Consider the following 23261-nt stretch of genomic DNA (forward strand, 5'->3'; position numbering starts at 1 on the left):
TATAAGATACCTGAAAATAGACGGTCATCCTGATGGAAGAAAGGATCTTTCTAAGTTTTTACCCTTGAGCCAGGTAAGATTCTTCATGCTTCCCCAAAGGCAAGTTCGGGATAGGCAGAATGACCTTCAATAGAGGTTTTTTGCTCGGTTTTCCTGATGCGGACACCTTTAATCAGTTTTGTTATGTCAAACTCACGTTAACTTAAGTGTACATTTTTTCAACTATGGCGGCTATGAAACTACCCAAAGTCACAAAAAACTTCTACTTCATATTCAGCTTTTGTTTTCTGGTATGGATGCTGTTTATTGATGCCAACGATATTGTCACGCAATTTCAACTCAAGCAGCAGTTGGAAAATCTGGAGGATGAAAAAGCGTATTACCTGGAAAAGATCGATGAGGTGAAGAAGGACAGAGAAGAGCTTTTAAGCAATGATGCTTTGTTAGAGAAATTCGCCAGGGAGAAGTATTACATGAAAAAGGAGTCCGAAGATCTGTTTGTAATTGTTGAGGAGAAAAAATGAAAAAACTATTGACCCTGTTGATCGTTGGGATATTGTCGTTACCCGTGGCCTTTGCCCAGGTAGAAGAGGAAATTGACAAGGGAGGAGATTTTTGGGATAGAATATACATAGGTGGGAACCTGGGACTTCAGTTTGGATCTATTACTTCTGTTGAAATATCACCTCTGGTTGGTTATCGATTTACCAATACCTTTTCCGCTGGATTTGGGATCACCTATCAGTATTTTAAAGCTGACTATGTGGATGCATTTAACAGGAAGGTGGATTTTGAAACCAACATTTATGGAGGCAGGCTATTTGCCCGTAAGAACCTGACTGAACAGATATTTGCGCATGCCGAATATGAATCTCTAAATCTTGAGTTCTATAACACCGCTGCTGACAGAATAGTCAGGGAGTGGGTGCCGGCTATGTTTATCGGAGGGGGGTTCTTTCAACCAATAGGTAGACGCTCGGGGTTTAACGTCATGGCGCTTTACAATGTGATCCACGATGACATAAAATCGCCATACAACAGCCCGTTGGTTATCAGAGTGGGGATTACTGCAGGGTTTTAAAACCTATTTTTAGCTTTTTAGCCACTTCTTCCAGATCGCGTATAACATTGCTATTCAGTGGAATACCCGCTTTGAGTCTCAGGGCTTCCGTTTCCCTTTCAGGGTCACCGGGTATTAGCACTTGTTTGCCCTCCACAGCTTCAGTATCTCTGAACCTCTTGATCCAATTGTCCATGTGCCATTTAAACTCATCGGCAGGTCTGAAGGCATCTATACGCATGGCCCCGAGAAAGTGGCCGAGACCTTCGCCAACAGGATTGTCAGACAACGGTAAAAAACTGACGAATGGTGGCGCCCAGGGACCATAATTGGCACCTGAAAAAACGGCTGAAAATATATCGACAATAGCGCCTAATGCATAGCCTTTGTGACTGCCATGTTCCCTGTCACCGCCCAATGGCAGAAGCGCTCCGCCTTCTTTCAGCTCATGAGGATTTTTACTTCCATTACCTTGTTTATCCTGAATCCAGCCATAGGGTGCTTCAAGACCTTTTCTTTGTAATATTTCAAGCTTACCATTAGCTGCTGTGGTGGTAGCAAGATCCGCAACAAATGGCGGTTGTTCATTGGTAGGAATAGCTACTGCTATAGGATTGGTTCCCAACATTCTTTCAGTAGCAAAAGTAGGCGCTACCAACGGGCTGGCGTTGGTCATCGCCATGCCAACCATATCCTGATCCAGCGCCATCATAGAATGATAGCCTGCTATTCCAAAATGATTGGAATTTTTCACAGATACCCAGCCTGTACCTACTTCTTTTGCCTTTTGAATAGCAATTTCCATAGCTTTTGGAGCTACAACAAGGCCTAAGCCTTTGTCACCGTCAACTACGGCAGTGCTGGGAGTTTCGTGTACTATTTTTATATGCGGTGTAGGGTTGATCCTACCTGCCTCCCATAATCGTACGTACCCGATCAGCCGGGCTACCCCATGCGAATCTATACCGCGTAGATCTGCTTTGACAAGCACATCGGTAGCGAGCTTCGCATCTTCTTCGGAACATCCTATTGCGAGAAAAGTGTTCCTTGTGAAATTCTCTAACTCTTCAACTGAAAATATTTCCTCCATAAGCGTGGCAAATTTAGTCATATAATCCAATTATGCGAGTGTGGCTCATGAAAAATGGCCATGTAGGATCCTGTCCAATACTCCTTCTTTTAGCGCCTGGGTCGAAACTCTCAGGTTTTTGAAAGGATGCATATCCAGCAAAAGTTTGATGAGACAGGAGGCTACAACTATCATATCAACCCTCATTTCCAGCATGCCGGGGATAGCAAGTCGCTCATCTTTTGTTTTTGTAATAAGCTCAGAATGGATCAGGTGATAGCCCTCAATGGACAATGGCACTTCTGTGGTATGTTCACCGGTGGTTATATGCTCTTTAGCGCAGTAAATATCGCTCAGCGTATCAAACGTGCCTGATGAACCAATAAGTGTTTGCGGCTGGTATGCGTTAAGCTGTTCAAAAAGTGACTGAAGGCTGGTGGAAAGATATTTTTCAAGCGCTTTTATTTCCTCCTTTTTTATAGGGTCGTTTTTATGGAACATGTCAAGAAGGCGTTGCGCTCCTATTTCAAAACTGCCCTTCCATAAAATATGATTGGCGCTTCCGATAATGAATTCCACACTACCGCCACCAATATCCATAATAAGTACAGGCTGGTCACCGATGTCCAAAGCAGCATTTACACCCCAAAAAATAAGTTCAGCTTCTTTGTTTCCATCAATAATGCGTATATCAATTCCTGTCCGGCTTTTAATGATCTGTTTGACCTCCTCGCCATTGGTAGCATTCCTAAAAGCGCTGGTTGCAAAAGCATATGTGCCGGACACATTGTTTTTGCTGATCACCTCTGCAAAGTGGTGTATAGTATTCACGGCTCTCTCGATGGCGTCTGGTACAATCACTTTGCTGCTGATACCACCACGCCCTATTCGCACTGCTACTTTTTCCCTGTGTAAAATATTGAGGTTCGAGTCGTCATGTGCTGCAATAAGCAGGTGAAAAGTATTGGTGCCACAATCAATTATTGCTATGTCTTTGGCCATTTCAAGTTTAAAATTTGCCAAATATAGCAAATGGAATATTGCCATGCCCGACATCTTCTTCTACATTTGAGCAATAGGTATTAACCAGGGAAAAAAGGGTATAAGTACTTGATTCCATGTCAATTTATTTATCTTTGAAAATCTCAGAAAAACATCAATAAATGGACGATAACAAACTAAAGAAGCCCGTATATACTTTGCCTGCAAAGGAGGAGAAATTTGAATTGCTGGAAAAGAAGAATAAAGAAGCACTACTCGGTGGTGGTGAAAAAAGAATAGAAGCTCAGCATAAAAAAGGTAAACTCACCGCCCGTGAGCGTGTACACCTTTTGCTGGATGAGGGGTCTTTTGAGGAAATCGGAAAATTCGTGATGCACCGCTGTAAAGATTTTGGTCTGGATAAAGAATATTATCTTGGGGATGGTGTGGTGACCGGATATGGAACGGTCAATGGGCGTCTGGTTTATGTTTTCTCCCAGGATTTCACCGTTTTTGGAGGGTCGTTGTCAGAAACACATGCTGAAAAAATTGTAAAGATCATGGATCTGGCCATGCAAAACGGTGCACCATTGATTGGTCTTAATGATTCCGGTGGCGCCAGGATCCAGGAGGGTGTGGTGTCGCTCGGTGGGTATGCTGATATTTTTTATAGAAATACTTTGGCCTCAGGTGTGGTCCCTCAAATATCTGCTATTATGGGACCATGTGCCGGTGGAGCCGTTTATTCGCCCGCGATTACTGATTTTATCCTGATGGTTGAGAATACTTCCTACATGTTCGTGACAGGACCAAACGTGGTTAAAACTGTTACTCAGGAGACCGTAACAGCCGAAGAATTAGGCGGGGCCAGTGCGCATAGCACGAAAAGTGGCGTGACTCATTTCTCCTGCCCCAATGAGGTGGCCTGCATCAACGATATTAAGAAATTGCTTAGCTATATGCCTCAAAATTGTGAGGAAGATGCTCCAATAGAACACTATGAGCAGCAAGGGGATGAGCGTGTGGCGGCATTGAACGACATTATTCCTGATAATCCCAATCAACCATATGACATGAGAGAAGTGATAGAAGGACTGGTAGACTCAGATAGTTTTATGGAGGTGCATAAAAATTTCGCTGAAAATATTGTGGTAGGTTTTGCCAGGATAGGTGGAAGGAGTATCGGTATAGTTGGTAATCAGCCGGCTTCACTTGCAGGAGTACTTGATATTGATGCCAGTACGAAAGGGGCTCGTTTCGTCAGGTTCTGCGACTGCTTCAATATTCCTTTATTGGTGCTTGAAGATGTGCCTGGCTTCTTGCCGGGTACCGACCAGGAGTGGAACGGTATAATCACCAATGGAGCAAAACTACTTTATGCCTTTAGCGAGGCCACCGTACCAAGGATCACAGTAATCACCAGAAAAGCTTACGGTGGCGCTTATGATGTAATGAACTCCAAACATATAGGTGCGGATATGAACTATGCTTGGCCAACGGCTGAAATTGCTGTTATGGGAGCCAAAGGCGCTGCGGAAATCATCTTTAAAAGAGAAATTGCCGAGGCAGCAGATCCTGAAGCCAAACTTCAGGAGAAGGTAGACGCGTATACTGAAAAATTTGCCAACCCATACAGGGCTGCTCACCGGGGTTACATAGATGAGGTTATAAAGCCTGAGGAGACCAGGGCGAAGCTAATGAAGGCTTTTAAGATGCTTGAAAATAAAGTGGCCAATCTGCCGAAGAAGAAGCATGGCAACATACCGCTTTAAGGGAAATGAGCAATAGGGTAGCGATAATTACTGCTGCGGGCAAAGGCATGGGCGCTGCGTGTGCTCGTGAATTATCACAGCAGGGATATCAGGTGGCTTTGATGTCGCGCTCTGAAAGCAGTCTTGAGTTAGCCCAGGAGCTTGGAGGATTGGGCGTGCAGGGATCTGTAACTGAAAAGGACGATTTGAAGAAGTTGGTAAATGCTACATTAGGAAAGTTTGGGCGAATCGATGCTGTAGTTAATAACACTGGTCATCCTGCGAAGGGCAAACTGCTGGAACTAGGTGAAGAAGACTGGCACCAGGGGCTAAACCTGGTCGTACTTAATGTGGCGAAAATGGCGCAGCTTGTTACGCCAGTTATGCAAAAGCAAGGTGGCGGAGCCTTCGTGAATATATCGACTTTTGCAGCATATGAGCCCTCTCCGTCTTTTCCAATATCATCGGTATTGAGAGCGGCCTTAGGTAGTTATGCCAAGCTATATGCTGATCAGTATGCAAAGGATAACATAAGAATGAACAACCTGCTACCAGGATTTATTGACAGCTATCCGGATCAGAGGAGATCCGTAATTCCATACCCATGAAAAGGCCGGGGTCAATGGATGAAATCGCGAAAACAGCAGCATTTTTGGTGTCGGATGGAGCTGCATATATCACGGGCCAGAACATTAGAATAGATGGTGGATTAACACGATCAGTTTAAAAAAAAATATAATATGGATAAGAAGAGCAGAACATTTCTGGAAAAATATCTCAATAATTCATCTCCCACGGGGTTTGAATCGTCAGGGCAAAAAATATGGTTAGAATATGTTCAACCATATATCGACACTTACTTTACTGATACCTACGGTACTGTTGTAGGTGTAGTCAATCCTGAGGCCGATTACAAGGTGGTGATCGAGGCCCATGCTGATGAGATATCCTGGTTTGTCAATTATATTACCGATGAAGGGTACATCTATGTGCGTAGAAACGGAGGCTCCGACCACCAGATAGCACCATCGAAGAGAGTAAATATCTATACCGATAAAGGCATCGTAAAAGGAGTGTTTGGATGGCCAGCGATACATGTCAGGAATGAGAGAAATGAAGAGAGTCCGACCCTGAAGAATATATTCGTGGATATCGGATGTCAAAGTAAGAAGGAAGTGGAGAACATGGGAGTTCACGTGGGTTGTGTGATGACCTTTGATGACGAACTGATCGATCTGAATGAGCGATTCCTTGTTGGCCGGGCTTTGGACAATAGAATAGGTGGATTTATGATAGCAGAAGTTGCCAGGAGACTTAAGGAAGGGAAAAACAAATTACCTTTTGGTCTGTACATAGTAAATGCCGTTCAGGAGGAAGTGGGATTGCGTGGCGCTGAAATGATCGCCAAAAAAATAAAGCCCAATGTAGCTATTGTGACAGATGTTTGCCATGAGACGACCGCACCTATGTATAATAAGATAGAAAGTGGACTGCAAAAGGCTGGGAACGGCCCCGTGCTTACGTATGGTCCTGCGGTTCATAATAACCTATTAAGGGAGATTATTGAAATTGCAGAGAAAAATGACATTCCCTTTCAGCGGGCAGCGGCCTCAAGAGCTACAGGTACAGACACTGATGCTTTTGCCTATTCTAATGAAGGTGTTGCTTCTGCGCTTATATCACTACCGTTGAAATATATGCATACTACGGTAGAAACAGCCCATAAAGATGACGTAGAGAATGTGATCAAACTTATATTTCAGTTATTGTTGAAACTTAAAGCCGGTCAGGATTTTCGGTATTTGAAGTAGTCAAAATCCCACGTAGAGAACAGTTGTTTGCTAACTCTGCAGGTTTTTCTTTACAATAATCTATGAATTACTTACATTTGTTGCTTGCGAAATTTTTTACAATTAAAATGGGCTATGAAAATCACTCGTAAATTTTTTCTTTTTGTAGCAATTGTTGGCTTTTGTTTAAGTAGCACCGTGCGGGCCCAGGATAGGCCTCCGCACGAAGTTCATGCCATGATGATATACAACTTTCTGAAGTATATCCAGTGGCCGGGGGAGCAGAATTCAGGAGAATTCGTAATAGGTGTAATCGGTGAAGATGCTGTCTTCAAGACACTCACAGAGTGGTATGGCAATAAGACCAGGGGGGATAAGAATTTTGTGATCAAGAAATTTAGCTCTGCCGGAGAGGTAGCGGACTGTCAATTGCTTTACATTGGCAAAGCTGCCAGCTCACAGTTTGATCAAATTCAGGCAAAGGTGCAGAATACTTCTACGCTTACCATTACTGATAAAAGCGGGCTGGGAGAGAAAGGAAGCTGCATTAATTTTAAGGTAGTCGACAGCAGATTGAAATTTGAACTGAATCAGGCTGCCATGGAAAGGTCCAAATTGAAAATATCGAGCCAATTAACAGCTATGGCTATTCTTATTTAGAATATAAACTTTTTAAAAAGAGCCCAATGGTTTAGTTACTATTGGGCTCTTTTGTTTTTCCATCCTCACATCGATTTATTATTGGTCCGAATTTTGGAGTTAGCTTATATCATTAATAATCATTATATTATAGATATTTTCGGTTCATTTTTTTAGCAGAAAGGAATCTGCATCACTGAAGTAACTATAGGGGACTTTAATTTTTAGCGATATGAAAAGATCAATCATTACCCAAAATTTGCTTGCCTTAGCTTTGGTAGCTCTACCGTTGTTTGCCTCTTCTCAGAACCGGCCGATCCATGAAATTCATGCCATGATGATATATAATTTCACCAAATACATACAATGGCCGGGATACGAAGCTTCTCAGGACTTTGTGGTTGGCGTGATAGGAAGTGATGACGTATTTAATACGTTGAATACCTGGTATGGAAATCAGGAACGAGGTAATAAAAAGTTTGTTATTAAGAAATTCGGCTCACCGGGAGAAATACAAAAATGCCATATCATCTATGTTGCTAAGAACAACAGCAAACAATTTGATGAAATAAAAAACAAAGTTGGGGGAAATCCAACGTTGATCATTACTGACAGACCTGGTCTTGGTAAGGAGGGTAGCGGTATAAATTTCGTTACTGAGGGTAATAAATTATCTATTGAGTTAAATCAGGCGGCCCTGGATGCTGCCAACCTGAAAGTTTCAAGTCAATTGACTTCTATAGCCAAAGTTATTTAGGGACTTTAAAAAAAAACGCAGATTTCTGTGTGACACTTATCCAAAAATGCTCATCCTGGCACTTGTACGTGACTCCGCTTTAGGGTTTCACACCTTGGTGCTATCGCACTTCGGTGCCAGACACAAGCCCTTGCTTGCTCTGCAAAAACGGCTACGCGATGACGAATTAACCTGGATATTTTCTTAAAGCCACGGTTTTCTGAGAGACGCTTTCAGCTTCGAGAGCATTTTCCCAATTTTGTATTAGTTGCTTTATTTTGGGAAAGAACCTGAGGATACATTATGGAATAAACGCTCATTTAGCGGAAATAGGCTTCAAAACCTATCTCGGAGAACTTTGGCACCACCTTTGAATTGTAGTTATTAAATCCAACTAAGGTCTATAGTATGAAAACGGTAAAAACATTATTTTTAGCACTTCTCCTAATAGCATTTCTTCAACCGGTTCAAGCTCAAAACAGGCCTCTTCATGAGATACACTCTATGATGATCTACAATTTTATTAAGTACATTCAATGGCCTGATCATAGCGACAGCGAGGACTTCGTGATTGGAGTAATAGGAGACGATGAAGTGTATGGCACTTTGAACGCCTGGTATGGAGGCAAATTAAGAGGAAATAAGAAATTTGTGATCAGGAAATTTAGTTCTCCTGGTGAGATTAATGGTTGTCATATCCTTTACGTTGCCAAGGAGAGCAGCAAAGAATTTGACGCAATTAAGTCCAAGACCACCTCATCAACGCTCATCATTACGGATAAGCCAGGAATGGGTGAGAAAGGGAGCGGTATTAATTTCAGAACTGTGAATAACAAACTGGCTTTTGAATTAAATCAAAAGGCCATAGAACAATCGCAATTGAAAGTGTCAGGACAACTGGCCAGCATGGCGATTTTAATATAGCCGGTTACCAAAAGAGGTTGCCGTGAATTAAAAAAAGAAACTTAAAGGTAATGGTATCGGATTTCAGTCTGTGCCTCGAATATCTTCGATTTTTTACAAGCCGATGACGCAAAAGGTTCGGTATTAGGTTTAACAATATAGTAAAAGATTCGATTGATAAACTAGGTGGACAATGGGGCGCTTGCTGTGCCGATACCTATTTTTTCATCTTCCGGATATTGATTTCCGGCCATTTTTTAATCTTGGATTTGGGGGATAACTTTGCTATATGCAAAGTGTTTCTAGAACGACATATGATCAGATGGGGTTCGAGGTAATAGTGCCTCGAAATCCCCGGATCATATCTCTTGTCCCTTCTCAAACAGAACTACTCTTCGATCTCGGTCTTGACGATCAAATTACAGGTGTAACTAAATTTTGCATCCATCCGGCAGATAGGGTGAAGCAAAAGCCTATCATAGGTGGTACCAAAAAATTCCGTTTTGATGTTATTGATGAGCTCCGGCCCGATCTTATCATAGGCAATAAAGAGGAGAATTATCAGGAAGGGATAACGCAATTAAAAAGCAGGTATCCTGTCTGGATGAGCGATATCGTCAGTCTCAGGGAGGCCACGGAGATGATCCGTAGCATTGGTAATATAACAGATGTTGAAGCCAAGGCCAATCAGTTGGCAGATGACATCCTCGGTTCTTTTGAAAATATCAAAAGACATGATTCCAAAAGAACCTTATATTTTATTTGGCAGAACCCCTATATGGTAGCAGGTAACGGCACCTTTATCAATGAAATGTTGCAACGAATCGGCCTTATCAATGCTGCGGTACATCTTGAGAGATATCCTGAGCTACGCATCTCACAGATAGGGGAGCTTGATCCTGAGCTTATCTTGTTGTCTTCAGAACCTTATCCATTTAAAGAAAAGCATATCGAAACTTTCATGGATCTTTGCCCGAACGCAAATGTTCAGGTCGTAGATGGTGAGATGTTTTCCTGGTACGGTAGCAGGTTGCTCGGGGCGGTTGATTATTTCAACAGCCTAAAGCTCTGAGATTTTAAATCCGGCTTTATTCATGTCCTTCCAAAAGCCGGGATAAGATTTGTTCACCACCTCAGGATCCTTGATCTTGATATCGCCAAGGGTACTCAATGGGGCAAAAGCCATGGCCATCCTATGATCATGATAGGTATCAAACTCCGGGGACCTTAACTCTGCAATGCTATGAGCAGGGACAAGTAGCCATTGATCCTCATTTTCTTCCAGTCGCGCTCCGAATTTTGACAGTTCCGTTTGCAGGGCGGCTATTCGATCGGTTTCCTTAATTCGCAGGCTCTCTAATCCTGTCATTTTACAGGTGATACCCTTTGCAGCGCAAATAACAGCTACTGTCTGAGCCATGTCCGGACAATCTGTGAAGTCAAAAGAGGCATTAGCTTCATGAGCCTTTTTCGACAGGTGCGCTCCCTGAGGTGTAAATTCAGTAGAAACTCCCAATTGACTCATGTAGTCCGCTATCCGCCTGTCGCCCTGAATAGAGTCATCTTTGAGATCTTTGAGAATGATTTCCGCATCCTCGCTAAGCGCAGCAAAGCTATACCAATAGCTCGCAGCAGACCAGTCAGGTTCAACAGTATATTGCGCAGGGTGGTATGACTGTTTGGGAATATTTATGATGTTTTCCTTCCAATCGGCATTTACTCCGAATGCCTTCATCACCGCCAGGGTCATTTTGATATAAGGTCTGCTGCCGATATGCCCCGTTAGTTCGATAGTCAGGCCCTCGGGCAGTTCAGGGGCTATCATGAGTAGAGCAGAAATATATTGACTGCTGATATCACCACGTATTTTTATTCTACTGGTGAGTTGGTCTTTTATACGCTTAATTTTAATCGGAGGGTAGCCCTCGTTGTTGAGATATTTTATATCTGCCCCTAATTCCTGCAGCGAATCGGCTAGTATTTTTATGGGCCGCTCCTGCATGCGTTTTGTCCCGGTCAGGGTTATTTCCTCTGCCCTTACTGCAGCGTAGGCAGTGAGAAATCGCATAGTGGTACCAGCATCCAATACATCCCAAATTGGTCCGTCTGAATTCAAAAGCCGCTGCATGGTCACTGTATCGCGTGCTTCTGATACGTTCTTCAATGGTGACTTTTTTCCTGCCAGTGCGTCTATTATTAAAGCTCTGTTAGCTATGCTTTTAGAAGCCGGCAACATAATAACTGTGGAGTTAATGCGGCTGTGTTTTTTTATATATAGCGTATTTTCTTTCACCTGAAATGGACTTTTGAGTGAACAATATTAATTGAAAATCGTTTAAAAACATAAATTGGTACACTTTATGTGGACCTACTTCATAAATTGTCTATAATGAAAACAGGAAAAACGTTGGCTTTAGCGCTAGGGATAGCAGCGGGAGCATTAGTAGCAGTAGTAGTAACAGGCCGCTCCGGAAAGAAAATCAGAAAGCAGGTAGCCAGGAAGTATCAGGAACAAAAAAATGATATAAGCCAGGCCACCAGATTGTATGACGATTCGGAAGCTCAGTACATTTAAAGTTTATCGTAGTAGATCAAAGCACCGAGCGCTTCTTCAGAATTAATTTCCTGATCCCATACGATTTGACCGATACCGCTCAGCAAGGCAGCTAGAATGCTATTGCCCTTGTTCTTTTTGTCTTGTATCAAATAATGTAATGCTTCCCCGCGATCATGGTCGGTCAAAGGAATCTTGCCGAAGATCTGCAATATATAGCTGGAAACTTCTTCAAGTTCAGCGGAACTGATAAGATTTCTGCTGTGACTTAAATATGCCTCGCAGATCATCCCGGCAGCAATGGCTTCACCATGTAGTTTTGGCTTGCCGCTGTTGAGTAAGTAACTTTCAATGGCATGTCCGATAGTGTGGCCGAAATTCAGAGCTTTCCTTAAACCTGATTCGTAAGGATCCTGCTTAACAATGCCATGCTTTATGCTTATAGAGTGGGGTACCAGGATATTCCAATCCAAGGACTCAAAATTATTTTTCTTAAGCTTCACCCAACCCTCAACGTCAGCGATCAGGTGATGCTTGATCACTTCGGCAAAACCTGACCTAAGTTCGTTTTTTGGCAGGGTTTTGAGGAACTGAAGATCAATAATAACATTTTTTGGCTCTTGGAAGAGACCAATATGATTTTTATAGCCATTAAAATCAATGCCCAGTTTGCCTCCCACACTGGCATCAACTTGTGATAGCAATGTTGTGGGAATATTGATAAAATCAATTCCTCTTTTATAAGTACCTGCACAGAACCCTCCCATATCTCCAATTACACCTCCACCGAGATTGATCATCAGTGATTTTCTGTCAAAGCTATGCTCGGTCAGTTGTTGCCATATATTGGAACATGTATCCAGGATTTTAAACTTTTCACCACTTTTTATCTCGATCAGGATATGTTGAGGCAGTGAACGTGCCACCAGCGGATAACAATGCTTACGGGTATTTTCATCAACTAATACAGCTATTTTGCTGTAGGATTCGTGTTGCAGGATCGTGCCAAGCGTATCAGATGCGCTCGGTGTTAGTATAATATTGTCTAGGATCACTTTGATTTAGAGGTGTGTTGGTTTAATATATTTGTTTGGTTTTTGATAGATTCGGTATGGATCAGTTTGTAAAGATCTTCAATGAATTCCCTGCCAAGACCAAGTGCTTCCGCCCAGTCAGGCCTACTTTTTATGATCTCATTCCAGCGTTCGAGCTGAAAGATCGTAACGTTGTTGTCGCGCTTATATTCGCCTATCAGTCCTATCACTTTCATTCTGTTGGAGAGCGTCTCCAGCAGGTCATGGTCAATGCTGTCAATTTTGTCTCGTAGCTCTTCCAGTTTATTCTTAAATAAAACATTATTGGAAGTTGCTTTTCTTATTTTTAGATTTTTTCGGATCTCGCTTAATTGGTCAGAGGTAATTTGTTGTTGAGCATCACTCAGCGCCTTATCCGGATCAGGATGTACTTCGATCATCAGTCCATTGTAGCCCATGTCCAGGGCTTTTTGAGAAATATCAAAGATCATGTCCCGGTTACCACTAATATGGCTGGGGTCGCAAATTAATGGTATTTCCGGGATGTTCCTTTTAAGTTCAAGCGGGATCTGCCAGACCGGTTCATTTCGGAACTGTGACTTTCGAAAAGATGAAAAACCTCTGTGGATAGCTCCAATTTTGGAAATTCCGGCATTATATATCCTTTCAATAGCGCCAATCCATAAAGCAAGGTCTGGGTTAACTGGGTTTTTGACCAGCACCGGGATATCTGTGCCCTGCAGAGCATCAGCAATCTCCTGAACGGTGAAGGGGTTAACTGTAGTGCGTGCTCCAAGCCACAGGATGTCAATATCATTTTTTAGTGCTTGCTCAACATGCTGGGCGCTGGCTACTTCGGTAGCGAACTGCACCTGAAATTGGCTCCTGGCGCTTTTTATCCAGTCAAATGCTTTGGCGCCTACACCTTCAAAGCTATTTGGACGGGTGCGGGGTTTCCAAATACCGGCCCGTATCACCTTCACCCCTTGTGCTGCAACTTTTTCAGTGATATCCAACAACTGCTCTTCTGATTCAACACTGCAAGGACCGGCTATTAGCCAGGGGTTTTTGTACCTCTTTATCCATTCTCCATTTATCTTTTCAGCACCTGGCATTGAGTCATGTTTTATGGCTACTGGCAACGTTGTTAGTAGCTGGTATTTTTTTATCCAATTGCGGAATAAAGATATATTAAAAAATAAAAAAAACCGGACGTAAAGGCTTAATTTATATATTTGTAGCGGTTAAGAAAAACGTATGAACTTGAACTCTAACATATCATTTGACGACACTTCTGTGGCCTTTCAGGCAAAGTCAACCAAGGCACTGAAGAAGGCCAATCTTATGTTTACCGTTGTAAACAATCCGCTAATGTCGAAGCTGGCGACCAAGTCGGTTAAACTTGCATTCGCACTTAATTTGCCTATAAAAGGAATTATTAAAAGTACTGTGTTCGAGCATTTTTGCGGTGGTGAGAATATCGAGGATAGCAAGCAGACCATTAATGAGTTAGCTGATTTCCATATTGGCGCCATTTTAGACTATGCAGTTGAGGGCGAGGATAATGAAGCTACCTTTGATGCTACAAAAATGGAGGTAATGCGGACTATAGATGCAGCTAAAGCTTCCCCAAATATTCCCTTCAGTGTTTTTAAAGTGACCGGCATTGCCAGTGCGTCTATATTACAAAAGGTTCAGGAAAAGAAGGAGCTGACGGAGGCGGAGGCCCAGGCATATGAGAGAGTTAAGGTCAGGGTCGATGAGATATGCCGGAAAGCTTATGAAAATGATGTGCCCATCCTGATTGATGCCGAAGATTCCTGGATCCAGGAACCAATAGATGAAATGGTATATGCTATGATGCAGAAATACAATCAGAAGCGGGCAATAGTGTATAACACATTTCAGATGTACAGGGTGGATATGTTGGATAATCTGCGAAAGGCACATCACTATGCCACTATGCATAATTATTTCTTTGGGGCGAAGCTTGTGCGGGGTGCATATATGGAAAAGGAACGGGAAAGAGCAGCGGAAATGGGATACCCCGATCCGATCCAGCCTAACAAAGAGGCTACAGACAGGGACTTTGATAAAGCGTTGGCATTTTGTATTGACAATAAGCAGCGTATATCGTTGGTGTGTGGTTCACACAATGAAAACAGTAACTATTACCTGGCGCTTCTTATGGAGAAGCACAGCATGAAGAATGACGATTCCCGGGTGTACTTTGCTCAGCTTTACGGTATGAGCGACAATATATCATTTAATCTGGCTAAGGCGGGTTATAATGTGGTAAAATATGTGCCTTATGGCCCTGTAAAGGTTGTAATGCCCTACTTGTTCAGGCGCGCAGAAGAGAATACTTCTGTTGCAGGTCAGAGCAGCCGGGAGCTGTCACTTATCAGAAAAGAACTGAAAAGAAGGGAGAATTAAGGCAAACTCATTAATCCTTTGGTCAATCGTCACTGGTTAAATTTATTGAAAGCAGCGATGATTGACCAATGATAAATTGCTATTCGTCTTCCATCTTCCCTACTTATCTGTTATTACAAATTCCACTCGTCTGTTTTGAACACGTCCGCTTTCCGTTTCGTTTGATGCCAACGGTTTGCTTTCGCCAAAACCCGCGGAATTGACTTGCTTTGATCTAATACCTTTGTTCAGCAGGTAGTCCATCACTGACCGGGCGCGTTCTTCCGATAGCTTTTGGTTATAATCCTCACTACCCATGGAGCAGGTATGGCCATCAAGCTGGATCTTTACTTTCGAATTTTCTTCCAGAAAGCTGTAGATCTTGTCCAACTGAGGTATTGACTCAGTGCGAAGGGTGGCTTTATTAAAGTCAAAATAAATATTATCCAATGGTATGCGCTGCCCGACTTCTATAGGGTCCATGTGTATGACATAATCAATTTCATCACTTTCGTAGACTACCGAAAGGTCCACCATGTGAGATTCGATGGAAAGGTAGTTTTCTGCCTGAGCTGAGATCTCATATTTTGTGCCGTTGGGAATAACAAAGCTAAATTTTCCAGAACCATCGCTTTTCTGCTTCCATTCTTCTTTGTTTTTATTTTTATCGAATATCACAAGGTTAGCGTGAGGGATCGGTTCCAGTGTATTTTTGTCCAGTACAGTCACATTTAGCTCTACAACGGGTTCTGGCAGGTGAAATAAAGGTAGCTCAAGGCGGTAAATATCAGCATCCAAACCATTTCCTTTGGTGTAGTATGCATATTTAGTATCATAAGCCAGGTGAAAGAAGATCTCATCATCAGGGGAATTGATGAACGGGCCCAGGTTTTCAGGTTCAGTCCATTTTGTCCAGCTATCATCGATTCTTCGCGAAACGAATACATCACTTCCTCCGAAGCCGAGGTGTCCTTTGGTTGAGAAGTAAAGGGTTTTGCCATCAGGGGCCAGAAAGGGTGAGGACTCTTCTTCGGAGGTATTGATCACGTTCCCAAGGTTTTTTGGCGTTGACCATCGGCCATTGTCCTGCACAAAGCTTACGTATAGGTCGCGGTTTCCATAAGTGTCTCTTCTTTGTACCGACATGAGCAATATTTTTTCATTATTGCCCAGGAAGTAATTAGCGTAAGCAGAAAAATTCTCATGGTTTTCAATAATAACAGGCCTGGTGCCGGTAAGGCCGCTATCAGACTTATGAGCAATGGATAAGCCCTCGATCATTTTCCCTTTTTTATACCGATTGCCCAGTAGCAGTACATAACCTTCCGCTGATGGAGTAACACTGCAAATGAAATTGGGACCTTCATTATTCAGGGGCATGCCTATATTTTGTGCTTTACTCCACTCACCATTGTCGTCTCGTTCCGAATACCATATGTCTTCAAGATCCTGCTCGCCACCGATGTTGTTTGGGTCCTTCACGCGACTGAAGAACATCGTTTTTCCATCCGGGGTCAGCAGGGGTTTCAGGTCTTTATAGGGGCTGTTAATATTGTTGGTAAGCTTTTGAGGAGCTACGGATTCATAGATGCCATCAGCTATTTTAATGTCTATAGTTATGGGAATGTCAGAGTCGGATATGGCTATGGCGTCAATGCCATTGTAACCTGGTACCTGCGCCCCGTTGAGCATCACTTTTACCGCCTTTACTTTATAATGGGTTTCTTCCATGAAAAGATTGATGAGGCGACCTTTTAGCGGAATAGGATGTGGATTGAAGGTGTTAATAAGATACTCCCTTCCGGACTCATCATAGGCAAATACTTTCCAGACAGCAGTAGGATTTATTGTCTCGGCAATGGCTATCTGTTTAATGGCAATGGCCTCTTCAAAACCTACTTTAATAAAATCGATCTGATCGGTCTTTTTTGGGGTCCACGCACGGGTAGACCCATCACTTCCCGGCATTATGTTAGGTTCACCAAGCACCTCGTTGGCTTTGTGGGCGTGACCCATGATCTGCATCAGGTGTACAGGGGCTCTGCGCTCCGAGGACACTTCAAGCACCTCAGAGGCCCATAGCACTTTTTGAGAATATGAAAAATTTAAAAAGCCAACAACAAAAGACAGGCAAAATAATATTCTAATATGCATTTTAATATCTTGATTTTGGAGGTGCATGGTCCGCAAATCTCACTGAGAGATGGATTTCATAAGTACCTATGCCACGATTGCTATAGCGTAGCGATGAGGTGTTCCAGTCATAACTGAATGCTACTTTGAATAAAGGACTTTCCAATTCAGCAAGCAGAATAACAGCATCATTGACCCTGTACCAGCTTCCAACTCGCGCAATGAAATATCTGAGATGGCCATTGGCTTCAGTATCTATCTTATAGCTTAAGTACGACCCCAGATTGTTTTGCAGGACCCCATCTTGATAAGCATTCAAGGTATTGGCAGATATGGTAGCATGGTGAGAAATGTTAAATACTATGCCTCCGTGAAATTTATACAATACCGGTAAACGGCTCTCATTTCCCGAGATCAGAGATTCATTTGGGTTGTTCATGTGAGAAGCCGAAATACCTGCATTCATACTATTGAGCAGTTTGCCACTTTCAGGAATCGGATTGTGCCACCAGAATATGCCGGAGTTAACATCAAAAAAAGTAGTGTTTTCCAGATTTCCTACCTCTGAAGAAGCAATAGAGGCATCAAAACCAACAAACGGATTATATTGCTCTCCCCATTGTAGTCCATCAGGATCGATCCTTTTGTTGATCATCCCTACCTGTATGCCAAAAGTGATTTGATTGATGTGTTTATGGTCTAGCGGCAGGTTGTACGCAAAAGACCCATTCAAGCCCGTGGTTTTGAAATTCTTGCTTTCACCGGCCACATCATTGTAAACGGATAAACCTATACCACCAACATGACCGTATGGTTCGGTATGTTCGGATTTGTAGTATGGCATGACCACTGACACCTGACTGGTGGTGTAGGGGAATAGAAGGCTTCTCCATTGCGAACGATGTGCAAAGCTTACCGATATGTCTTTCTCAATACCTGCAAGAGCAGGATTTAAGTACAAGGTGGAGTTAAAGAATTGCGAAAACACGGCATCTTGCGCACTTACTCGTCCGGCTACCGCTACCAGGGCCACAAGGAGGTAAAATTTTAGGACCGTTCGCATCTTACTTCGCCAGGGTTACCGTTCCTGTTTTCTCGAACTTGCGGCCATCATTATACTGCCCGCGTACAATATATGTAAATACATTGTTTTCTTTTTCCTCTCCTCCGGAGGTTCCGTTCCACCCCTTCTCCTGTGCTTCGGTAAGGTTGGTGGTGCTGTACACCACTTTTCCCCAGCGATTGTAGATCTGAAAGGTGAAGTCATTTGGAGAAAGATTTTCCCCATAGACTTTGACTACATTATTGTCACTGTTGGATGACGTGGGGCTAAACACGTTGGGAATAAAAAGCGTCTCATTGGAGATGACCTCAAGTGTTTTCATTTGCTCATCTTTGCATGCACCATTTGACACTTCTAAAATGATGTCATATACACCCGGACTGTTATATGTATGTACAGGGTTTATACTACGGCTGGTACTTCCGTCACCAAATCTCCACTTGTAAGCATCGCCTGAGTATTCCGGAGTAAAACTATATTCTATTCCTGCCAGCATAGGGTTTTCTCCGGGGTCAGGATCAATAGTGAAATGGGCATTCGGACGAATTACCTCCACTGTTTTGGCTAGTTGAAGAGAACTGCAGCCATCTGAAACCACAAGAGTAATGACAATAAAGGTATCGTCATCATGTGTCGTATAAGCGGCCTCCGGTGAGTTGGCATTGGTAACACTGCCGTTGCCACCTGATACAGTCCAGAGCAGGGAAGTAGGTGTGCCCCCCAATTCTGCAGTCAAGGCAATAGTGCCGGGACAATATTCGTCATCCATGGTTATCAAACCTGACAGAGAGGGCTTTTCCACCTGGGCAGCACCGGTAACGACTCCCGAGCAGTGAGCATCAGAAACGCTTACAAGCTCGTAGGTAGCAGCCTTGTCGGTTTCAAAGGTGTAACTACTTTCGGAAGTAGTAACCTCGAAAGTTTCGGTCCCATCAGTGTATGTTACACTCCATGGGGGTGTGCCTTTCATAGAAATGGATATGGTTGCCTTTTCTGTTGCACAGATCTCGCCACCACCAAAAATCGTTGCGGTAGGCGCTGATGATCCAATTGTAGCTGAACCGGTTGCTGTTCCAATACAATGGGCATCAGACACGGAAATTAAATTATAAGATCCCACAGGTACCTCAAAAATGTGAATAGCATTGGCTATGTTCATTTCATAATCATTGATGCCATCCGTATAGGTTATTGTCCATGGACCTTCACCTGTCAATGAGACGGTTAACTCAGACATCTCACCGGGGCATACCTCGGCACTTCCTGATAGGTTGGCGCTTGGGTGCTCAAAAAAGCTCACACTCGCGGTGCCGGTGGCTGTACCGTTCAACTCATTGGCATCTTTTACTGATTGCAGGGAATAACTACCCGCCTGGGTAGTATGTAACATATATGGACTATCTTGTATCGTAATTTCCTTTATGGTGCCCACAGAATCATATGTGAGTACCCAGGGAGCAACCCCGGTCAGGTCGATATTAAATGTAGTTGATGATCCTTCGCAAATTTTTGATGAACCCGACACAGTTGCGGTTGGGGGCACGGCAGTTACCGGACATCTTTGATCAGGATTATCGCTTGCCGTTGATGTTCTGGTAGAGCCATTGGGACTTGTCAGCGTCCAAACCAGGTTTGTGCCGTCAAATTCCACCTGAAAAACATCCGCCTGCCTACCGGGTAAAAAATTAAACACCTGGCCGCGATCCACCGGTGTCGGGGTGAATTTATTATTCTCTCCGGCAGGAATGATAATATTCTCCGTGCCTTCATTGAGATAACCGAAGTGAGCCACATAAGTGTTTTCGTCAGCATTGAACTCCACACATTCCAGTACCGGCCTTATGTCGATATCAGGCGGACATGTATCCTCGATATTTATATTTATACTTCCGCTACCCGTTTCGCCATCTTTGTGCCATACAAAATTGCCAGCGGCACTCATCTCATTAATATCTTGTCCACCGGCACCAATACCAATTTGAAAAGGATGACCCAGTTGCTCTAGCCAAATAAAATTGTTGGGATTGCCAATCTGATAGAAGTATGAGCGGTCACTATTTAAAAGGTAAAATAGCCATGTTTCTACCCTGTCTTCACCCTGCCCGAGGTCAGTATTAGGGTCTAATATGTCAGTTGCGTCAAATTCAGCGCTGATGCCCCAGTTTGTGCCATTTAGCACACCACCGCCGGTTCGCAGCGTCAGTTCGCCATACAAAAATGCATTGTCAGCAGTATGGTGCAATTGGCCGCTCGTAAAGTCAAATATGGCTGATCCTGCTCCGAAAAGGTCTGTAACCGCGAGGCTATGAACGAGGATGCCTTCAGCGGTTGAGGAAGTAGCTGTGTATAATTTGTCGGCAGTGGCAATATCACCACAGACTTGCATACTTGAAGGGCAGCTAAAATCGAGATTAATATTAATATTCATGGTGCCGGAACCGCTACCCAGCGACACCTGATATGATGCAGACGCGCCAAATACATCAATTTCAATATTATTCGCCCCCACGCCTGTTTGAAGGGGGGTACCAATTTCCAAAAAAGCGGCTACGTTAGATGACCTGGCAACATTGTACATATATGATTCGGAGGGATCTAACTCATAATACTTCCATGTGTCAGTGAGTTCTGCGCCCTGGCCAAGATCGGTATTGGGTGTGCCGGATGTCGATGGCGTATATCTCAGGTATATCAACCATTGCGAACCAACAGGGTTATTCGTATTGCCCCCTGTTGTTAATGTCAGTGTACCGGATAAAATGGCCGATGTTTCATCTATATACAACTGCCCCTCATTAAAATCGAAAGTTGTAGATGCGATATTGAAAAAGAGGTATTCAAAATCAAGACCCGGCATAAGAGTACCATGGTCATTGGCTGCACTGATCTCATAAATTCTGGCACTTTGACCCAGATCACTACACTGGGTTATACTTTGTGAATAGCTGGTAATCAGAGGACATAGCAATAGCGCTATGAAGCTGAAGGTTCGGTTGATTTTCATATTAAGGTTTTCTAGTAGGCGGACAAACAATACCTTACATCGATCATTGGTAGTGCTAACACCGTTTTGTCGATTCAAATATTGGTTCTAATAAATATAAACTATTAGAAGGTTATATTTTATTTATACAAAAATAAACAGAAAGTACATGGAAAAGCAAAACATGAAAATATTTATTTTCCGAGATTGAATGTTGGGATTTGGCAGCGAATCTCTATTGATGTTATGAATTATATAATACCAATTCTGGTAACTTTCACCTATCTTTGCAGCTTCAAAAAAAAATGTAGTAATCATAACAACACTATGCATTTAAGCGAACAGGAAATCGTTAGGCGTGATGCCAGGCAGAAATTAGAGGAGTTGGGCGTGAACCCTTACCCCTCAGAGCTATTTGAGGTCAATGTCTCGGCTAAGGAGATACATGAGAACTATGAAAAGCAGAAGATTGACTATAAAAGCATTTCTATTGCGGGTCGCCTGATGAGCAGGAGGATTATGGGCTCTGCGTCATTCGCTGAAATACAGGATGCTACAGGAAGGATACAGATCTACATCAGAAGAGATGATATTTGTCCCGAAGAGGATAAAACACTTTACAACACAGTTTTTAAAAAATTATTGGATATAGGGGATATCATTGGGATAAAGGGGTATGTTTTTACCACGCAGACCGGGGAGATCTCCATTCATGTGACGGAATTCAGGGTGTTGACCAAGTCATTAAGACCACTACCTATTGTAAAGGAAACGGAGGATGAGCAGGGTAATATTATCAGGCACGATGCCTTCTCTGACCCTGAACTACGATACAGGCAACGTTATGTTGATCTTGTTGTTAACCCGCAGGTAAAGGATACTTTTATTAAGAGAACTAAGCTGGTGAATTCAATGAGGGAATACCTGAATGACAGAGGTTACCTGGAGGTAGAAACCCCTATCCTTCAGCCTTTGTACGGAGGTGCAGCCGCCAGACCTTTCAAAACCCATCATAATACGCTGGATATGACATTATATTTGCGTATTGCAAATGAGCTTTACCTGAAAAGATTAATAGTAGGAGGCTTTGATGGTGTTTACGAATTCTCGAAGGACTTCCGAAATGAGGGTATGTCGCGGTTCCACAACCCGGAATTTACGCAGGTGGAATTGTATGTAGCATACAAAGACTACAATTGGATGATGGACCTGGTGGAAGAGATGATAGAAAAGGTGGCCATCGATCTGCATGGTACTACAAAAGTACAGGTAGGTGACAATATATTGGATTTTAAACGCCCCTGGAAGCGATATACCATGTTTGAAGCTATTGAGCATTTCACCGGTATTGATATCTCCGAGATGAATGAAAATCAACTCAGAGAAACGGCCAAAAGGCTGAACGTACCTATTGATGAAACTATGGGTAAGGGTAAGCTGATTGATGAGATATTCGGTGAAAAATGTGAGGGGCAACTGATCCAGCCTACTTTTATTACAGACTATCCGGTGGAGATGTCGCCTTTGGCCAAAAAGCACAGAGCCAAAGAGGGGCTGGTGGAAAGGTTTGAAGCTATAGCTAACGGAAAAGAGATCTGTAATGCATTTTCTGAACTCAACGATCCGATCGACCAACGTCAAAGGTTTGAAGAACAACTGGAGCTTGGCAAACGGGGTGATGAGGAAGCCATGACGCTGGATGAGGATTTTCTTCGTGCTCTTGAATATGGTATGCCACCTACAGCAGGCCTTGGAGTAGGAATAGACCGTCTGTCTATGATCATGACCAATTCTAATTCCATTCAGGATGTCCTGTTCTTCCCTCAGTTGCGGCCTGAGAAGAAAACCAAAGTAGCCACAGTAGACGATTACAAGAAGGTTGGAGTTCGGGAAGAGCTTGTCCCCATATTGCAAAAGTTAGGTCTTTCAAGTATAAAACAACTGAAAGAGGCAAACCCCAACAAACTGTTCAACGATGTATGCGGTATGCGCAAGAAAATGAAACTCGATGTGCAAAATCCGGATATCGAAGAAGTAAAAGGCTGGTTGGAGCATGGGGCGTAGCGCATAGCGCTGAGTGCCAGGCACACTCAGAACTCAGAACTGAAAACTGAGAACTCAGAACTGAAAACTGAGAACTCAGAACTGAG

Annotated in this window: 21 protein-coding genes; 13 read left to right on the forward strand and 8 right to left on the reverse strand. The window is 43.1% G+C overall.

Features of this window, described 5'->3' with window-relative positions:
* Positions 1-224: 224 nt before the first annotated feature.
* Together C900_RS05820 and C900_RS05825 are read left to right on the forward strand one after the other, a co-directional pair.
* On the forward strand, positions 225-524 hold the full coding sequence (locus tag C900_RS05820) for an FtsB family cell division protein (protein WP_009578738.1): 300 nt from the start codon (positions 225-227) through the stop codon (positions 522-524).
* Positions 521-1081: a hypothetical protein gene (locus C900_RS05825; RefSeq protein ID WP_009578739.1), complete on the forward strand. Its 561-nt coding sequence runs from the start codon at positions 521-523 to the stop codon at positions 1079-1081. The genes C900_RS05820 and C900_RS05825 overlap by 4 nt, the downstream gene beginning before the upstream one ends.
* Here the strand turns inward: C900_RS05825 and C900_RS05830 are convergent.
* Positions 1065-2150 carry an Ldh family oxidoreductase gene (locus C900_RS05830; RefSeq protein WP_009578740.1) on the reverse strand — a complete coding sequence of 362 codons (1086 nt, stop codon included), beginning with the start codon at positions 2148-2150 and terminating at the stop codon, positions 1065-1067. The genes C900_RS05825 and C900_RS05830 overlap by 17 nt on opposite strands.
* Positions 2151-2195: 45 nt before the next feature.
* Positions 2196-3131 carry a Ppx/GppA phosphatase family protein gene (locus tag C900_RS05835; RefSeq protein WP_009578741.1) on the reverse strand — a complete coding sequence of 312 codons (936 nt, stop codon included), beginning with the start codon at positions 3129-3131 and terminating at the stop codon, positions 2196-2198.
* 161 nt (positions 3132-3292) lie between these two features.
* Between C900_RS05835 and C900_RS05840 the strand changes: the two genes are divergently transcribed.
* The 8 genes from C900_RS05840 to C900_RS05870 all read left to right on the forward strand — a co-directional run bounded on the left by C900_RS05840 (position 3293) and on the right by C900_RS05870 (position 10001).
* The gene (locus C900_RS05840) at positions 3293-4882 is read left to right on the forward strand and encodes an acyl-CoA carboxylase subunit beta (protein WP_009578742.1); all 1590 of its coding nucleotides are present in this window, start codon (positions 3293-3295) and stop codon (positions 4880-4882) included.
* 5 nt (positions 4883-4887) lie between these two features.
* Positions 4888-5469 (forward strand): SDR family NAD(P)-dependent oxidoreductase, encoded by a 582-nt coding sequence (locus C900_RS05845; RefSeq protein ID WP_009578743.1) that lies wholly within the window; start codon positions 4888-4890, stop codon positions 5467-5469.
* Between the two features lie 14 nt (positions 5470-5483).
* Entirely contained in the window at positions 5484-5588 is a 105-nt protein-coding gene (locus C900_RS31015) for an SDR family oxidoreductase (RefSeq protein ID WP_425401995.1), read from the forward strand.
* A gap of 13 nt (positions 5589-5601) precedes the next feature.
* Positions 5602-6672 carry a M42 family metallopeptidase gene (locus C900_RS05850; RefSeq protein ID WP_009578745.1) on the forward strand — a complete coding sequence of 357 codons (1071 nt, stop codon included), beginning with the start codon at positions 5602-5604 and terminating at the stop codon, positions 6670-6672.
* A 216-nt stretch (positions 6673-6888) separates the two neighbouring features.
* Positions 6889-7311, forward strand: coding sequence for a YfiR family protein (locus C900_RS05855; RefSeq protein ID WP_009578746.1), 423 nt, complete (start codon positions 6889-6891; stop codon positions 7309-7311).
* Positions 7312-7522: 211 nt separating this feature from the next.
* Positions 7523-8047: a YfiR family protein gene (locus C900_RS05860; RefSeq protein WP_040495788.1), complete on the forward strand. Its 525-nt coding sequence runs from the start codon at positions 7523-7525 to the stop codon at positions 8045-8047.
* A gap of 387 nt (positions 8048-8434) precedes the next feature.
* Positions 8435-8950, forward strand: coding sequence for a YfiR family protein (locus C900_RS05865; protein WP_009578749.1), 516 nt, complete (start codon positions 8435-8437; stop codon positions 8948-8950).
* Between the two features lie 268 nt (positions 8951-9218).
* On the forward strand, positions 9219-10001 hold the full coding sequence (locus C900_RS05870; RefSeq protein ID WP_009578750.1) for an ABC transporter substrate-binding protein: 783 nt from the start codon (positions 9219-9221) through the stop codon (positions 9999-10001).
* On the opposite strand, the gene aroA is transcribed toward C900_RS05870, so the two are convergent.
* Positions 9990-11222, reverse strand: a complete 1233-nt coding sequence (aroA, locus tag C900_RS05875) for a 3-phosphoshikimate 1-carboxyvinyltransferase (protein WP_009578751.1) — start codon at positions 11220-11222, stop codon at positions 9990-9992. The genes C900_RS05870 and aroA overlap by 12 nt on opposite strands.
* A 96-nt stretch (positions 11223-11318) precedes the next feature.
* On the opposite strand from aroA, the gene C900_RS05880 reads away from it, so the two are divergent.
* A complete protein-coding gene (locus C900_RS05880; protein ID WP_009578752.1) occupies positions 11319-11504 on the forward strand; it encodes a YtxH domain-containing protein in 186 nt (61 codons plus the stop codon).
* On the opposite strand, the gene aroB is transcribed toward C900_RS05880, so the two are convergent.
* A complete protein-coding gene (gene aroB / locus C900_RS05885) occupies positions 11501-12538 on the reverse strand; it encodes a 3-dehydroquinate synthase (protein ID WP_009578753.1) in 1038 nt (345 codons plus the stop codon). The genes C900_RS05880 and aroB overlap by 4 nt on opposite strands.
* Positions 12535-13632 carry a bifunctional 3-deoxy-7-phosphoheptulonate synthase/chorismate mutase type II gene (locus C900_RS05890; protein ID WP_009578754.1) on the reverse strand — a complete coding sequence of 366 codons (1098 nt, stop codon included), beginning with the start codon at positions 13630-13632 and terminating at the stop codon, positions 12535-12537. Before C900_RS05890 ends, aroB begins: the two co-directional genes overlap by 4 nt.
* 142 nt (positions 13633-13774) lie before the next feature.
* Here C900_RS05890 and C900_RS05895 point away from each other — a divergent pair, with 142 nt between their 5' ends.
* Entirely contained in the window at positions 13775-14953 is a 1179-nt protein-coding gene (locus tag C900_RS05895) for a proline dehydrogenase family protein (protein ID WP_009578755.1), read from the forward strand.
* 99 nt (positions 14954-15052) lie between these two features.
* Here the strand turns inward: C900_RS05895 and C900_RS05900 are convergent, their stop codons facing one another.
* From C900_RS05900 to C900_RS05910, 3 genes are read right to left on the reverse strand one after another with little or no spacing between them, the layout of a single operon-like run.
* Positions 15053-17086, reverse strand: coding sequence for an OmpA family protein (locus C900_RS05900; RefSeq protein WP_185113953.1), 2034 nt, complete (start codon positions 17084-17086; stop codon positions 15053-15055).
* Position 17087: 1 nt separating this feature from the next.
* On the reverse strand, positions 17088-18128 hold the full coding sequence (locus tag C900_RS05905; RefSeq protein ID WP_051052783.1) for a PorP/SprF family type IX secretion system membrane protein: 1041 nt from the start codon (positions 18126-18128) through the stop codon (positions 17088-17090).
* 1 nt (position 18129) lies between these two features.
* On the reverse strand, positions 18130-21132 hold the full coding sequence (locus tag C900_RS05910; protein ID WP_009578758.1) for a PKD domain-containing protein: 3003 nt from the start codon (positions 21130-21132) through the stop codon (positions 18130-18132).
* Positions 21133-21438: 306 nt separating this feature from the next.
* Here C900_RS05910 and lysS point away from each other — a divergent pair, with 306 nt between their 5' ends.
* On the forward strand, positions 21439-23175 hold the full coding sequence (gene lysS / locus C900_RS05915; RefSeq protein WP_009578759.1) for a lysine--tRNA ligase: 1737 nt from the start codon (positions 21439-21441) through the stop codon (positions 23173-23175).
* Positions 23176-23261 lie beyond the last annotated feature (86 nt).

This window comes from Fulvivirga imtechensis AK7 (assembly GCF_000331535.1).
GTDB lineage: Bacteria > Bacteroidota > Bacteroidia > Cytophagales > Cyclobacteriaceae > Fulvivirga > Fulvivirga imtechensis.

What these genes read in the sequence shown, in the direction of transcription:
- C900_RS05820 (WP_009578738.1), top strand. Translation starts at nt 225, where the DNA reads ATGGCGGCTATGAAACTACCCAAAGTCACAAAAAACTTCTACTTCATA.
- C900_RS05825 (WP_009578739.1), top strand. Translation starts at nt 521, where the DNA reads ATGAAAAAACTATTGACCCTGTTGATCGTTGGGATATTGTCGTTACCC.
- C900_RS05830 (WP_009578740.1), bottom strand. Translation starts at nt 2,150, where the DNA reads ATGGAGGAAATATTTTCAGTTGAAGAGTTAGAGAATTTCACAAGGAAC.
- C900_RS05835 (WP_009578741.1), bottom strand. Translation starts at nt 3,131, where the DNA reads ATGGCCAAAGACATAGCAATAATTGATTGTGGCACCAATACTTTTCAC.
- C900_RS05840 (WP_009578742.1), top strand. Translation starts at nt 3,293, where the DNA reads ATGGACGATAACAAACTAAAGAAGCCCGTATATACTTTGCCTGCAAAG.
- C900_RS05845 (WP_009578743.1), top strand. Translation starts at nt 4,888, where the DNA reads ATGAGCAATAGGGTAGCGATAATTACTGCTGCGGGCAAAGGCATGGGC.
- C900_RS31015 (WP_425401995.1), top strand. Translation starts at nt 5,484, where the DNA reads ATGGATGAAATCGCGAAAACAGCAGCATTTTTGGTGTCGGATGGAGCT.
- C900_RS05850 (WP_009578745.1), top strand. Translation starts at nt 5,602, where the DNA reads ATGGATAAGAAGAGCAGAACATTTCTGGAAAAATATCTCAATAATTCA.
- C900_RS05855 (WP_009578746.1), top strand. Translation starts at nt 6,889, where the DNA reads ATGATGATATACAACTTTCTGAAGTATATCCAGTGGCCGGGGGAGCAG.
- C900_RS05860 (WP_040495788.1), top strand. Translation starts at nt 7,523, where the DNA reads ATGAAAAGATCAATCATTACCCAAAATTTGCTTGCCTTAGCTTTGGTA.
- C900_RS05865 (WP_009578749.1), top strand. Translation starts at nt 8,435, where the DNA reads ATGAAAACGGTAAAAACATTATTTTTAGCACTTCTCCTAATAGCATTT.
- C900_RS05870 (WP_009578750.1), top strand. Translation starts at nt 9,219, where the DNA reads ATGCAAAGTGTTTCTAGAACGACATATGATCAGATGGGGTTCGAGGTA.
- C900_RS05880 (WP_009578752.1), top strand. Translation starts at nt 11,319, where the DNA reads ATGAAAACAGGAAAAACGTTGGCTTTAGCGCTAGGGATAGCAGCGGGA.
- C900_RS05890 (WP_009578754.1), bottom strand. Translation starts at nt 13,632, where the DNA reads ATGCCAGGTGCTGAAAAGATAAATGGAGAATGGATAAAGAGGTACAAA.
- C900_RS05895 (WP_009578755.1), top strand. Translation starts at nt 13,775, where the DNA reads ATGAACTTGAACTCTAACATATCATTTGACGACACTTCTGTGGCCTTT.
- C900_RS05900 (WP_185113953.1), bottom strand. Translation starts at nt 17,086, where the DNA reads ATGCATATTAGAATATTATTTTGCCTGTCTTTTGTTGTTGGCTTTTTA.
- C900_RS05905 (WP_051052783.1), bottom strand. Translation starts at nt 18,128, where the DNA reads ATGCGAACGGTCCTAAAATTTTACCTCCTTGTGGCCCTGGTAGCGGTA.
- C900_RS05910 (WP_009578758.1), bottom strand. Translation starts at nt 21,132, where the DNA reads ATGAAAATCAACCGAACCTTCAGCTTCATAGCGCTATTGCTATGTCCT.
- lysS (WP_009578759.1), top strand. Translation starts at nt 21,439, where the DNA reads ATGCATTTAAGCGAACAGGAAATCGTTAGGCGTGATGCCAGGCAGAAA.